Consider the following 12,416-nt stretch of genomic DNA (forward strand, 5'->3'; position numbering starts at 1 on the left):
CGCCTCCTGAGGGGCCGCTGTTTCTCAGCCACGGCACGCGCGATCGCGTTTGGTCGGTCGACATGACGCGCCGCCTTGCCGAAAGGCTGCACCGTCACCAGCGGACGCCCGAGGTCCATTTTTACGAAGACGAGGACCACGTTCCGCGCAGCGAAGCCGAGAACGAGCACCACGAGAAGCTTGTCGCATTCTTCGAGCGCACGCTGGCAACGTGACCACGACCGGCACCGGGCCAGGGAAGGCGATCCGCCCGGGCGTTGCCTCCGTAGATCGTGAAAGGGGAACGGGCCTTATCCGGCACCGCCCTGAACGGTCAACGGAGAGAACGCCATGCCCGCCCTCATCCTTTGCCGCGAGGCCGCACGCGACCATGTCGGACGACTTCGCCTTCTGTTCGCGCTCTTTGCGCTTCTACCGCTTCTCCTGACCACACCTGCCCTTTCGGCCGAACGCCCCCTGGTGCTGGAGACGTTCTTCGGTGGCACGACGACCGGCCAGGGTGTGTTCAGGAGTGACATCGCGGGCATCGAGCGACGCTTCACGGTCGTGACACGCGGCCACTGGAATCCGAAGACCTTCACCTTGCGCCTGCGCGAGGACTTCCGCTTCGCCGATGGCGAGCGCGACACCAAGGTCTGGTTTTTCCAGAAGGTCGCCGCCGACCGCTACATCGCAACCCGCTCGGATGTCCTGACACCGGTCAACATCACGTCGGGAGGCCCGGTGCTGCGCTTCGACTACCCGGCAACAGTGGAGACCGCGGACGGCCCGGTCGCGCTGCGTTTCTTCGACACGCTGAGGAAGGTCGACAGCCGAACGGTGCGCAACACGGCGGACGTGATGAAATACGGCATCGTCGTCGGCAAGGTCGAGGTCACGTTCCGCAAGTAGGCGGAAACGAAGAGGCGGACGGGAAACCCGTCCGCCTCATGCGTCCACCGGCCATGCAGCGTGGGGCGCGCGTGCATTTGTCCGGCGGTCGTTCCGGGGCCTGCCCGCCGCGTCAGTTGCCGCGGCAGGTCCGGATCCCGAACAGCGTGTACGCAGGGCACCAGCGCAGCAGCCCGGTAAGAAGCGGCACGACGCCGATCCAGCCCACCCAGCTCCACGTGATCCCGGCCGGCGCCAGGATCGCAAAGGCGATCAGGGCAAGCCCCACGACCACGCGAAGGACACGGTCGAAACCGCCGACATTGGGAGTGATCATCGACATGGCAGCCTCCTTGAAGGGCGTCTCACGCAGGCCCGACGATATCGCGGCCTGCAACTTATTTCGCTTTTCCGTATGTACTAATCCATTAACATAGAGACAAGCCGCAAAGACACGTATGCGATGCGCAAAGCGGTTGTTCGTGCGAAGGATAAGGAAATCGCAAGGCAAGGCGGAGAGAGTGTCCGTCTCACCCTTCCGCCGCAATTTGTGGCAAGAGTCCGTCACGGACAGACTGCGGAGTGGCGGGGCGTTCAGAATTCAGGAAACGCCCTCCCGAGCCCGAAAGAGGACATCATGCGCAACCGTTTTTCCAAGACCGTCGCGACCCTGACACTCGCGGCGAGCCTCGCCGTGGCGCAGGGCGCGCCGGCCCAGGCAGGGTTTCTCGAGGACCTGCTCCTTGCCCCGACGCAGGATCCCGAATACGTGCCGCAGACCTATGGAACCCGTTACGACTGCAAGGCGGCGAAACAGAAATACGGGGCACAGAACGTCTGGCACGGGCTCATCGGCGGTCGCAAGCAGGTCGACATTCGCCGGGTGCGCCAGTTCTCGCGCGAGGGCTGTTTCCAGACCGAGGCCGAGTGCAAGGCCTTCCTGAACTACATGAGCACGTACTTCCTGCAGGTCTTCACCAGTTCCTGCCGAAAGGGCGGGTAACCCTCCCGCCGCAGGCGCCCAAACCGGCGCAGGAGAGATCACGGACATGAAAAAGGCGGGCCAGACGGCCCGCCTTTCGCGTTTTCAAAGCCGGAGCGAAACCGCTCAGGACGCCTGCTCGAGCAGCTCGGCGACGTATTCCCAGTTGACCAGGTTGTCGACGAAAGCCTCGAGGTACTTCGGGCGCGCGTTGCGGTAGTCGATGTAGTAGGAATGCTCCCACACGTCGACGCCGAGCAGCGGCGCGGCGCCGTGCACCAGCGGGTTCTCGCCGTTCGGCGTCTTCATGATCTCCAGCTTGCCGTCCTTGAGGGCGAGCCACGCCCAGCCGGAACCGAACTGGCCGGCGCCGGCGGCGAGGAAGTCCTCGCGGAACTTGGCGAAGCCGCCGAGATCGCTGTCGATCTTCGAGGCGAGTGCGCCGGGAAGCGACGTGCCGCCGCCGTTCGGCTTCATCCACTTCCAGAAGTGGATGTGGTTGAAGTGCTGGGCGGCATTGTTGAAGAGGCCGGCGTTCTTGCCGTGGCTCTCGCGCACGACATCCTCGAGCGACTTGCCCTCGAGACCCGAGCCCTCAAGGAGCTTGTTGCCGTTGGTCACATAGGCCTGGTGGTGCTTGTCGTGATGGTACTCGAGCGTTTCAGCGGACATGTAGGGCCCGAGCGCATCGTAAGCGTAGGGAAGATCCGGAAGTTCAAAAGCCATGTGACGTCCTCCGAGTGTATCGGGCGATCAGATTGCGGGGCGATCGCGAAACGAGAACCAAATCTGAGAGGCACGCAAAGACGGTCGCCCGCGCGGGTTATGCGATGCGGATCGCACGGCGCCGAAGGCACCGGCGGTCCGGAGCGGCGACCGGAGAGAAATCACCCCGGCTGCGCCTGACTCGAAAGGGAAAATAGGGGCCATCCGGGTGAACGGCAACCAGTGACCTGCGGAAAAACCCATAGTCCCCGGCCACACCGCCGACAGCCGTGCCCCCTCTGAAGGCCCGCGCGGACGTGAGCCCGGCCACGTTCAGGCATCCCGCCACGCACCGGAGTGCGTGGCGGGAAACGATCAGTAGGTCATCATCGGCGCAAGCGTCTTGGCCTGCTCGACCCATTTCTCGACCGAGCTCTCGCCCGGCACCTGTCGAACGAGCTTCTTCTCCTCGTTCACTTCCTTCATCTTCTCGGCAAGGTTGGCCGCGTTGCGGTGCTTGAGTTCCTTCACCGTGTCGACGCCGGCGGCCTCCAGAAGCTCGGAATACTCCTCGCCCACGCCGCTGATCCGCATCAGGTCGGCCATGTTGGCCCACTTGAGAATGCGCTTGTCGTCGATGCCGGTCTCCTCGGCCAGGGCCTTGCGGCCCTTGGGATCCTTCGCACGCTCCAGATAGGCCTCGGTCGTGCCGATGCCGACCGCCTTCAGCTTGCCGGCGTAGGTCGGCCCGATGCCTTCGATCTCGTCAATGGAATAGGACATGCTTCTCTCCGTGCTCCCGGCCGCGGCCACCAGCGACCCGGCCCCTTCTCAAGACAACGTGCCCGGAACGCCGCTCTTGCCCCGCGACCTCCGGTCCCTGCCCCTGCCTGCCCGCCCGATCAGACGATCTGGCCGAGCCCCGGAATGCCGTCGATGACCTTGTCCACGATCTCGTCGCCGGCGTGTTCGCGCGCGACCTTCACGAGTTCGCGCGTCACCGTCTGGATTTCGCCCATGTCGAGACCGGCGCTGGTCAGCTTGTTGAGCGCGCCCATGGCCCCCATGGCGCCACCGAGCATGTTGCCGAGCATGCCACCGCCGCGCTCCTCCGCGCTGACCAGGTTTTCCGCTCCCGGCATGGCCGCGATGACCTTGTCCACCTCCTCCTGGGGACCGTCCTTCTTCAGGAAGTTGAGGATGATCGTCACTGCTTCCAGCGCGGTCTCCTCGCTGATGCCCGCCGCTGCGGCAATGCGGCTGATGATCTCGTTCATGCGATCCTCCAGAATCAGGACTTGTGCGAAGCCCATCTCACACCAGAGCCGCATCAAGCTCAACCGCTATACAGGATCGCTGCGTCAGGCTAAACGAAGCGGGAAACGGGATGCGCCGGGCCCCTGCCCCGGTGCCGGCTGGAGGGATACGGGTGCTGGACACGGACAGGATCTTCATCGGCGGCTCTGACAAGGCGGAATATCTCTCGCTCAAGCTCGCCAACCGGCACGGGCTCATCACCGGCGCCACGGGAACGGGCAAGACCGTATCGCTGCAGATCCTTGCCGAGGGCTTCTCCAACGCCGGCGTTCCCGTCTTCTGCGCCGATGTGAAGGGGGACCTCGCCGGCCTCGCGGAAGCCGGCGAGGAAAAGGACTTCCTGGAAAAGCGCGCCCGGCAGATCGGCTTCGAAGAGGACTATCTCTACGAGGCCTTTCCGACCGTCTTCTGGGACCTCTTCGGCGAGAAGGGTCATCCGATCCGCGCCACCGTTTCCGAGATGGGGCCGCTTCTTCTCGCCAGGCTCATGGATCTCAACGCCACCCAGGAAGGGGTTCTCAACGTCGCCTTCGAACTGGCGGACGACGAGGGCCTGCTGCTGCTCGACCTGAAGGACCTCCAGTCGCTGCTGGCGCATGTCGCCGAGCGCGCCTCGGAGCTTTCACGCGTCTACGGCAATGTCTCCAAGGCCTCGGTCGGCGCGATCCAGCGCCAGCTCCTGGTGCTCGAGCGACAGGGCGGCGAAGCCTTCTTCGGCGAGCCCGCGCTCGACATCCGCGACATGATGCGCGTGTCGCGCGACGGGCGTGGCGTGATCTCCGTACTCGCCGCCGACAAGCTGATGGGCGCGCCGCGCCTCTACGCCACCTTCCTGCTTTGGATGCTTTCGGAACTCTTCGAGGAACTCCCCGAGGTGGGCGATCCGGAAAAGCCCCGCCTCGTCTTCTTCTTCGACGAGGCGCATCTGCTCTTCGACGAGGCGCCGAAGGCTCTGCTGGAGAAAGTGGAACAGGTGGTCCGCCTGATCCGCTCCAAGGGGGTGGGCGTCTATTTCGTCACGCAGAACCCCATGGACGTGCCCGACAGCGTTCTCGCCCAGCTCGGAAACCGCGTCCAGCACGCGTTGCGCGCCTACACCCCGCGCGAACAGAAGGCCGTCAGGACCGCGGCCGAGACCTTCCGCCCCAATCCCGACCTCGACGTGGCACAGGTGATCACCGAACTCGGTGTCGGCGAAGCGCTCGTTTCCACGCTGGAGGCGAAGGGCATTCCCTCGATCGTCCAGCGCACGCTGGTCCGGCCGCCCTCCTCGCGCCTGGGCCCGATCACCGATGACGAGCGGCGGGCTGTGATCGCCGACAGTCCGGTGGCGCATCTCTACGACGAGACGATCGATCGCGTGTCCGCCTTCGAGGTTCTGCAGCAACGCGCTGCGGAAGCCGCGCGCATGGAAGAACGCCAGCAACAGCGCGAGGAGCAGCAGGTTGCCAGACGCGGCACCACGCGACGCACGCGCTCCGGCTTCTCGCTGCCCGATTTCGGCCGGGACGACACGCCCACGCCCCGACGGAGAACCACCCGCCGTTCACGCTCCGACAGCGTGGTGGAGACAGCGGCAAAGTCCGTTGCCCGCTCCGTGGGCTCCGCGCTCGGCCGGGCGCTCGTGCGCGGCATTCTCGGCTCTCTCAAGCGGGGATTCTGACGCCCGCGCCGACGCGTAATTTTTATCAGGTTAAAAACGGTTGATGAACGGATATGAACCGTTCGAAATGACAGGTATCGCCTGACGCAGCGGCTTCAAGCCGCTCACCGCATGGATGCCTTCGGAAAAGAATTCTTTCTTTTATTTCAACGCCTGAATAAAAATATGAGTCATTGACTCCTGTTTTTTGCCACATTATCCAGACCCCCGCCGGGCGCACGGATCGCCGGCACCACACTCCGGGACCTCCAAGCCTTTCGCGCCAGGCCGGTTTCCACCTCATCTCAAGCTTACCCACCCGTCCGCCTCGTGCGCGCCGGCATGGTCTGTTGCGACCATGACGCAGGCCGTCCGGCACGCGGACCAAGAAACACGTGACCATGACCCTGCCGACCGCCTCCCTCGATAACGGCCGTGCCTCCACGCCCTCGGCCCTTCGCCCGCGCTCACGCCGACTGTTGCTGGCCACCGCCCTTTGCTCTCCGCTCGCACTGGCCCTGGCCACCGCTCCGGCGCGCGCCGAACAGCCGGCGAAATGGACGCCGCATATCGAGATCGGCGGCAAGGTGGGCACCAAGACCGCAACGGGCGAGACGAGCCTGTTCGTGCCGCTTTTCCAGACCTTCGACCGGCTCATCTATACCGACCTGCGCGGCACGTTCGGACGCGAGGGCTCGCAGGAACTCAACGCCGGCCTTGGCGTGCGCCAGATCATTGACGGGCGCTGGATCGCCGGCGCATACGGTTTCTTCGACTACCGGCGCTCGGAGTACAACAACCACTTCACCCAGGTGACCATCGGCGGCGAGCTGATGACGGAGTCCCTGACGCTGCGCGCCAATGCCTATCTTCCCTTCGGCAAGACGACCCAGTCGCTGTCCGCCTTCGACGCGGCAAACGTCGGCAGCGACCGGATCACCGTCCGCGAGGGTCAGGAACGCGCGATGACGGGCTTCGACGCCGAAGCCGGTGCCCTGCTCAAGGGGTTGAGCCTGCTGCCGGACGGCAAGGACCAGTTCTGGGTCCATGCGGGTGGCTACGCATTCTTCGACGACGAAGCCGACACCATCTGGGGACCTCGCGTGCGCGCGGAGTACCGCATCGACGACGTTCTGGTCGAAGGCACCCGCCTCAGCCTCCATGCCGAATACCAGTATGACGATCCGCGCGGCAACCAGGGCTTCTTCGGTGCCCGCCTGCGCCTCCCCCTGCAACGCGTGCTCGGCATGGACGAGGCACCGGACCTCACCCCGCTCGAGAAGCGCATGACCGAGACGGTCGTCCGCGACGTCGACATCGTCACGCAAGGCGGCGCCTATGGCCGCGAGGTCGTTGCCGTGGATGCGGCGACCGGCGCGTCGCTCGATGATCTCACCATTCTCGATGCGGGAAGCGCGACGCTGGAGAGCGACATCGAGAACGCAGGCGCCACGCGGCAGATCTTCGTGCATGGCGGCGACGGCACCGTCGACATCTCGGGCACCATCAGCCTGTCGGCCAACCAGCGCGTTGCCGGCGCCTTCGACGCGCGCAACCCGCTGACGGGCCGCAGCGTGCGCGTGGGCGGCGCTCACCTGAACGGCACCGACGCCGGCGCCAATATCTTCGAGATGGCGAACGACACCTCGGTCACCGGGTTCACGCTGACCGGAGGACGCACCGCGATCAATGCGGACGGCGTCGACAACGTCACGCTCGCGAGCCTCGCGATCTCCGGCCAGGCGGCCGGCGGCATCAACCTGGAGAACGGCGGCGGCCACTCGATTTCCACGGTTCGCCTGTCGGACATCAGCTTCTCCGGCGCCGACGGCTTCAGCAACGGCGACCCGACCGCGCTGGTCAAGGGAGTCGGCATCCGCATGAACCGGGTGGACGGCGCGACACTCGACGACGTCACGATCAATACGGTCGGAACCGGCCTCTTCGCCAATGTGTCGAAGAACATTTCCGTCACCAACATGTCGATCTCGAACACCGCCAAGGAAGGCGCGGTGTTCCACTACGTGCATGAGTCGTCGCTGGACCGGGTGAACATCGACATGACCGGTGCCGATGGCTTCGCATTCGTCGCGTCGGGTGACATCGCCTACCGCAATTCATCCCTGACCAACCTCGGCGGCGTTACCAACATCGGAATGCGCAGCGGCATCAACATCAGCGGCTTCAGCTCCGACGGCTCCATCCTGGTGGGCGCGGAGTCCAACAAGGGCTACGATTTCGAGAACCTCGTCATCGACGGCGCCAGCAACAGCGGCATGATGGTCCAGGAGGTGCGGGACTCCAGCTTCCGCAACATTTCGATCTCCAACGTGGACGTCATCGGCATCCAGTTGATGCAGATGCTCAGGCCTTCGGAGAACCTTACCTTCGCCGATATCACCATCGACCGCGCCGCCAACGCCGGCTTCTGGATGATGGGCACCTTCTCCGGAATGAACGGCAATGTGACGGTCACGAACACGGATCCCGCCTGCGGACGCTCGCCCTACATGGCCTCCACCCTTACCCAGGGCACCGGAGACAGCTTCGCCGTCAACGGAACGGTGATCACCGGCGCGAACCTGACCAGCCAGTGCCAGGAGGCCAGCAACTTCTGACGAGGCGTCAGGCCGAGCTCACGCCAGGGGGCCACTTTCCGGACAGGGAAGCGGCCCCTTGTGCGTCTTGCCTCGCCCGAGGATCTGTGGCCAAGTTGGAACCTCTCCGTCCCGCGCCGCCTGTGCGCGAGGCCCCCTTCAAGCCCCGGAGCCTTTCCATGTCCGATCTCGACCGGGTTCTCGCCCGAATCGACAGCGACTTCGACGCCTCGCTCGACCGCCTCTTCGACCTTCTCAGGATCAAGAGCATCTCCACCGATCCGGCTTTCAAGGGCGATTGCCGCGCCGCCGCCGACTGGCTTGCGGCAGAGCTGTCCGCGCTCGGAATCGTTTCAGAGGTACGTGACACCACCGGGCACCCCATGGTCGTCGGCCACCACAAGGACGGCACGAAGAGCGGCCCCCACGTGCTTTTCTACGGCCACTACGACGTCCAGCCGGTCGACCCGCTCGACCTGTGGGAGCGCGATCCCTTCGACCCGGCCGTGGTCACCCGCGAGGACGGGACGAAGATCATCGTCGCGCGCGGTGCGGCCGACGACAAGGGCCAGCTCATGACCTTCGTCGAGGCGGCACGCGCCTGGATCAGGGAAACCGGAGGGCTGCCCGTCCCGGTCACCATCCTGCTCGAGGGCGAGGAGGAATCCGGCTCCCCGTCGCTTCATCCCTTCCTCGAGGCCAACAAGGACGAGTTGTCCTGCGATCTGGCGCTCGTCTGCGACACGGGCATGTGGGACCGCAACACCCCGGCGATCACGACGATGCTGCGTGGCCTCGTCGGCGAGGAGATCACCATCACGGCGGCCAATCGCGACCTGCATTCGGGCATGTTCGGTGGCGCGGCCCGCAATCCCATTCATGTGCTTGCGACGATCCTCGACGGCCTGCATGACGACAAGGGCCGGGTCACGCTGCCCCACTTCTATGACGGCGTGATCGACATGCCGGCGGATGTGACCGCGCTGTGGGAGAAGCTCGGCTTCGACCATCAGACCTTCCTTGGCGGCGTCGGCCTCAAGGATCCCGCCGGCGAGACCGACCGTACCGCGCTCGAGCAGGTCTGGACGCGTCCGACCTGCGAGGTCAACGGCATCTGGGGCGGCTACAACGGCGCCGGCTTCAAGACGGTCATTCCCTCCCAGGCCCATGCCAAGGTGTCCTTCCGTCTCGTCGGCGATCAGGACCCGGACCAGGTCCGCCTCGCCTTCCGCACCTATGTGCGCGAGCACCTGCCCTCGGACTGCTCGGTGAGCTTCTCCAAGCATGGCGGAAGTCCGGCCCTGCGGCTCGACTTCGACAGCCCCGAGCTCGCCAAGGGGCGCAAGGCGCTTTCGGACGAGTGGGAGTGCGAGGCCGCACTGATCGGCTGTGGCGGCTCGATCCCGATCGTCGGCGACTTCAAGACCATGCTGGGCATGGACTCGATGCTGGTCGGCTTCGGACTGGATGACGACAAGGTCCACTCGCCCAACGAAAAATACGAGATGACCAGCTATCACAAGGGCATCCGCTCATGGGCGCGGATCCTCGACGAACTGTCGAGGGACTGAGTCCATGAAATCTGTCTGCGTCTTTTGCGGATCCAGCTTCGGAAACCGAAAGGAATACGAGGCGGCCGCGCGCGCCACGGGGGCGGCCATCGCCCGTTCCGGCCTGCGTCTCGTCTACGGCGGGGCGCGGGTCGGGCTGATGGGGGCCGTCGCCGACGGCGCCCTTGCCGAAGGCGGCGAGGTGATCGGCGTGCTGCCGGTCGCCCTGCAGGAGAAGGAGCTCGCCCATCCGGGGCTCACCGCGTTGCACGTCGTGAGCTCCATGCACGAGCGCAAGGCTATGATGGCGGACCTTTCGGACGGCTTCATCGCGCTTCCCGGCGGCGCCGGCACGCTGGAGGAACTGTTCGAGGTCTGGACGTGGGGACAGCTCGGCTATCACGAAAAGCCCTGCGGCTTCCTGAATGCGGCCGGCTTCTATGACGGACTGCTGACCTTCCTCGACCGGCAGCGCGACGAGGGCTTCGTTCGTGCCGAAATGCGCGACATGGTGCTGGTGCGCGAGACGGCGGAAGAGATGCTGGCCGCCTTCGAGAGCTACCTGCCGCCCGCGACGCCGAAGTGGATCGAGCGCGGCGAGACCTGAACCCGTTGCCGGCGCATCGCGAAATGCCGTGCGCCGGCGGCCATCACGCCAGGTTGAGCAAGCCCTGAAGGTCATTCAGGACCGCCACCGGTGGAAGGTCCGCGTACTCGTCCGCCGCCCCTGTCCGGTTGATCCAGACCGAACGGAACCCGAAGGAAGTCGCGCCGGCGATGTCCCAGCGGTTCGACGACTGGAAGGACACCGCTTCCGGATAGATGCGGAAGTGATTGGTGACGATCTCGTAGACGTCCTGGCTGGTCTTGTAGGTCTTGAGCATGTCGACCGAGAAGACCTCGTCGAGAAGATCGCCGATGCCGGCCGCCGCGACCGCCGCCTCCAGCATGGCCGGAGAACCGTTCGACAGGATCGCCAACCGGTGACCGCCGTCCTTGAGCTTCTTCAGGACCGAGGGAACCTCCTGATAGCAGTCGAGCTTCCAGTAGGCTTCCAGCAGGCGCCCGCGCAGCGCCGCATCCGAGACGCCGACGATCGACATGGCCGTATCAAGGGCCTGTTCGGTCAGCACCCAGAAGTCCAGGTAGCGACCCATGAGAGCCCGCGTCCAGGAATATTCGAGCTGTTTCTCCCGCCATATCGCCGACAGGCGCTGCGCTTCCGGACCAAGGTCGCCGGCATGACGGCGCACGGCCGCATGAACGTCGAACAACGTCCCATAGGCATCGAAGACAAAAGCGGAAATCGGGCGTTGGGCGGGGGTAGACATCACGCGTCCTTGAACGGAATTCGAGGCAAGTATCTGTCCTGACAGAGCGTTCAGATTGGTCCCGCGGCGTTTGGCGTGTCAATGGGGCAAGCCGGGCTTCTTGTCAGGTGTACGGTCCTTTCCCCTGCCTGTCAGTGTCGGAAGCAACATCTGCCAGCCCTCGCGAAAGCCACGCCCACCTCTGCCCGCGTGCACCGGTTCCAACGTCTCGTAAACCAGCGCCTCGTAAACATGAACGCATCAGGAACACCCGACAACTTCGAGCCGGGGCACCGCTTTCCCCGCAGCGAGAGCTAAGCGGACCATTTCCAATCCCGACCGGTTTCAACGGGGAAAATATTCCCGCTTCCGCCCGCATGCGGCGCGACGAACGACGTTTGCGGTCGGGTTGAAAAACAATCCGGTCGTTTTTCGACACGCGCTCGCCAAAGGCTTGACCTCAACGGGCGAAGGGCGTTCGATCCCCTCCACATTTGGAACGTGATCGGGAGCTTCTCATGGCTGAATTGTCTTTAACCTGGAACTGGATCGATGGCGCCTGGGTGGAAGGCAATGCACCGATCATGGGGACGCGCAGCCATGCGTCCTGGCTCAGTTCGACCGTGTTCGACGGCGCGCGCGCCTTCGAGGGCGTGACGCCGGACCTGGACCTGCATTGCCAGCGCGTGAATGATTCCGCCCTCGCGCTCGGGCTGAAGCCGACCATGCAGCCGGGCCAGATGATGGAACTCGTCGCCGAAGGCCTCAAGAAGTTTCCCTCCGACGCCGCCGTCTACATCAAGCCGATGTACTGGGGCGAGATCGAGGGAATCGGCACCATCGCGCCTGATCCGGACGGCACGCGTTTCGCGCTCTGCCTCTTCGAGGCCGGCATGGCTCCCAAGGACACCGCGATCTCGCTGACGCTGTCGCCCTTCCGCCGTCCGACGCTCGAGACGATGCCGGTCAACGCCAAGGCGGGCTGCCTGTACCCCAACAACGCCCGGGCGCTGGTCGAGGCGCGCTCGCGCGGCTTCGACAACGCCATCGTCCTGGACATGCTGGGCAATGTCGCGGAACTGACCACGGCCAACGTGTTCATGGTCAAGGACGGAGCCGTCCACACGCCGGCATGGAACGGCACGTTCCTGAACGGCATCACCCGCCGCCGTGTCATCAAGCTCATGCGTGACGCGGGCATCGAGGTGCACGAGCGCACGCTTGGCTACGGCGACTTCCTCGACGCGGACGAGATCTTCTCCTCCGGCAACTACTTCAAGGTCGTCCCGGTCAACCGCATCGAGGATCGCGATCTGCAGCCCGGACCGATCGCCGCTCGTGCAAAGGACCTCTACTGGGACTATTCGCACGGCTGAGCGCTGGAAAGTCAGATCGGAATCGGAAAGGCCGGCCTCCTGCGCCGGCCTTTTCATTTGATGCGTC

Annotated in this window: 13 protein-coding genes; 8 read left to right on the forward strand and 5 right to left on the reverse strand. The window is 64.8% G+C overall.

Annotation, left to right across the window (positions count from 1 at the left end):
- Positions 1 to 17 precede the first annotated feature (17 nt).
- A complete protein-coding gene (locus ACYX4S_RS11925; RefSeq protein WP_476362861.1) occupies positions 18 to 215 on the forward strand; it encodes an alpha/beta hydrolase family protein in 198 nt (65 codons plus the stop codon).
- Positions 216 to 330: 115 nt separating this feature from the next.
- Positions 331 to 891 (forward strand): DUF3833 family protein, encoded by a 561-nt coding sequence (locus ACYX4S_RS11930; protein ID WP_476360327.1) that lies wholly within the window; start codon positions 331 to 333, stop codon positions 889 to 891.
- Between the two features lie 112 nt (positions 892 to 1,003).
- Here the strand turns inward: ACYX4S_RS11930 and ACYX4S_RS11935 are convergent, their stop codons facing one another.
- The gene (locus tag ACYX4S_RS11935; RefSeq protein ID WP_476360328.1) at positions 1,004 to 1,213 is read right to left on the reverse strand and encodes a YgaP family membrane protein; all 210 of its coding nucleotides are present in this window, start codon (positions 1,211 to 1,213) and stop codon (positions 1,004 to 1,006) included.
- A 294-nt stretch (positions 1,214 to 1,507) separates the two neighbouring features.
- On the opposite strand from ACYX4S_RS11935, the gene ACYX4S_RS11940 reads away from it, so the two are divergent.
- Positions 1,508 to 1,873, forward strand: coding sequence for a hypothetical protein (locus tag ACYX4S_RS11940; RefSeq protein ID WP_476360329.1), 366 nt, complete (start codon positions 1,508 to 1,510; stop codon positions 1,871 to 1,873).
- A 105-nt stretch (positions 1,874 to 1,978) separates the two neighbouring features.
- Here the strand turns inward: ACYX4S_RS11940 and ACYX4S_RS11945 are convergent, their stop codons facing one another.
- The 3 genes from ACYX4S_RS11945 to ACYX4S_RS11955 all read right to left on the reverse strand — a co-directional run bounded on the left by ACYX4S_RS11945 (position 1,979) and on the right by ACYX4S_RS11955 (position 3,834).
- On the reverse strand, positions 1,979 to 2,578 hold the full coding sequence (locus ACYX4S_RS11945) for a superoxide dismutase (protein WP_293724366.1): 600 nt from the start codon (positions 2,576 to 2,578) through the stop codon (positions 1,979 to 1,981).
- A gap of 354 nt (positions 2,579 to 2,932) precedes the next feature.
- Positions 2,933 to 3,340, reverse strand: a complete 408-nt coding sequence (locus ACYX4S_RS11950) for a DUF4332 domain-containing protein (RefSeq protein ID WP_476360330.1) — start codon at positions 3,338 to 3,340, stop codon at positions 2,933 to 2,935.
- Positions 3,341 to 3,459: 119 nt separating this feature from the next.
- Positions 3,460 to 3,834: a DUF2267 domain-containing protein gene (locus tag ACYX4S_RS11955; protein ID WP_293724369.1), complete on the reverse strand. Its 375-nt coding sequence runs from the start codon at positions 3,832 to 3,834 to the stop codon at positions 3,460 to 3,462.
- A 152-nt stretch (positions 3,835 to 3,986) separates the two neighbouring features.
- Here ACYX4S_RS11955 and ACYX4S_RS11960 point away from each other — a divergent pair, with 152 nt between their 5' ends.
- The 4 genes from ACYX4S_RS11960 to ACYX4S_RS11975 all read left to right on the forward strand — a co-directional run bounded on the left by ACYX4S_RS11960 (position 3,987) and on the right by ACYX4S_RS11975 (position 10,270).
- Positions 3,987 to 5,537 (forward strand): helicase HerA-like domain-containing protein, encoded by a 1,551-nt coding sequence (locus ACYX4S_RS11960; RefSeq protein WP_422068269.1) that lies wholly within the window; start codon positions 3,987 to 3,989, stop codon positions 5,535 to 5,537.
- Between the two features lie 380 nt (positions 5,538 to 5,917).
- Positions 5,918 to 8,134, forward strand: a complete 2,217-nt coding sequence (locus tag ACYX4S_RS11965; protein ID WP_476360331.1) for an inverse autotransporter beta domain-containing protein — start codon at positions 5,918 to 5,920, stop codon at positions 8,132 to 8,134.
- A gap of 158 nt (positions 8,135 to 8,292) precedes the next feature.
- Positions 8,293 to 9,684 carry a dipeptidase gene (locus ACYX4S_RS11970; RefSeq protein WP_476360332.1) on the forward strand — a complete coding sequence of 464 codons (1,392 nt, stop codon included), beginning with the start codon at positions 8,293 to 8,295 and terminating at the stop codon, positions 9,682 to 9,684.
- A 4-nt stretch (positions 9,685 to 9,688) separates the two neighbouring features.
- A complete protein-coding gene (locus ACYX4S_RS11975; RefSeq protein ID WP_476360333.1) occupies positions 9,689 to 10,270 on the forward strand; it encodes an LOG family protein in 582 nt (193 codons plus the stop codon).
- Between the two features lie 43 nt (positions 10,271 to 10,313).
- On the opposite strand, the gene ACYX4S_RS11980 is transcribed toward ACYX4S_RS11975, so the two are convergent.
- Complete coding sequence (locus ACYX4S_RS11980; protein WP_476360334.1) at positions 10,314 to 10,994, reverse strand: haloacid dehalogenase type II; 681 nt, start codon at positions 10,992 to 10,994, stop codon at positions 10,314 to 10,316.
- 497 nt (positions 10,995 to 11,491) lie between these two features.
- Here ACYX4S_RS11980 and ACYX4S_RS11985 point away from each other — a divergent pair, with 497 nt between their 5' ends.
- Complete coding sequence (locus ACYX4S_RS11985) at positions 11,492 to 12,349, forward strand: branched-chain amino acid aminotransferase (protein ID WP_293724381.1); 858 nt, start codon at positions 11,492 to 11,494, stop codon at positions 12,347 to 12,349.
- The last annotated feature ends 67 nt before the right edge of the window (positions 12,350 to 12,416 follow it).

Source organism: Stappia sp. ABD4_338 (assembly GCF_056312175.1).

What these genes read in the sequence shown, in the direction of transcription:
- ACYX4S_RS11965 (WP_476360331.1), top strand. Translation starts at nt 5,918, where the DNA reads ATGACCCTGCCGACCGCCTCCCTCGATAACGGCCGTGCCTCCACGCCC.
- ACYX4S_RS11955 (WP_293724369.1), bottom strand. Translation starts at nt 3,834, where the DNA reads ATGAACGAGATCATCAGCCGCATTGCCGCAGCGGCGGGCATCAGCGAG.
- ACYX4S_RS11980 (WP_476360334.1), bottom strand. Translation starts at nt 10,994, where the DNA reads ATGTCTACCCCCGCCCAACGCCCGATTTCCGCTTTTGTCTTCGATGCC.
- ACYX4S_RS11940 (WP_476360329.1), top strand. Translation starts at nt 1,508, where the DNA reads ATGCGCAACCGTTTTTCCAAGACCGTCGCGACCCTGACACTCGCGGCG.
- ACYX4S_RS11935 (WP_476360328.1), bottom strand. Translation starts at nt 1,213, where the DNA reads ATGTCGATGATCACTCCCAATGTCGGCGGTTTCGACCGTGTCCTTCGC.
- ACYX4S_RS11985 (WP_293724381.1), top strand. Translation starts at nt 11,492, where the DNA reads ATGGCTGAATTGTCTTTAACCTGGAACTGGATCGATGGCGCCTGGGTG.
- ACYX4S_RS11930 (WP_476360327.1), top strand. Translation starts at nt 331, where the DNA reads ATGCCCGCCCTCATCCTTTGCCGCGAGGCCGCACGCGACCATGTCGGA.
- ACYX4S_RS11950 (WP_476360330.1), bottom strand. Translation starts at nt 3,340, where the DNA reads ATGTCCTATTCCATTGACGAGATCGAAGGCATCGGGCCGACCTACGCC.
- ACYX4S_RS11970 (WP_476360332.1), top strand. Translation starts at nt 8,293, where the DNA reads ATGTCCGATCTCGACCGGGTTCTCGCCCGAATCGACAGCGACTTCGAC.
- ACYX4S_RS11945 (WP_293724366.1), bottom strand. Translation starts at nt 2,578, where the DNA reads ATGGCTTTTGAACTTCCGGATCTTCCCTACGCTTACGATGCGCTCGGG.
- ACYX4S_RS11975 (WP_476360333.1), top strand. Translation starts at nt 9,689, where the DNA reads ATGAAATCTGTCTGCGTCTTTTGCGGATCCAGCTTCGGAAACCGAAAG.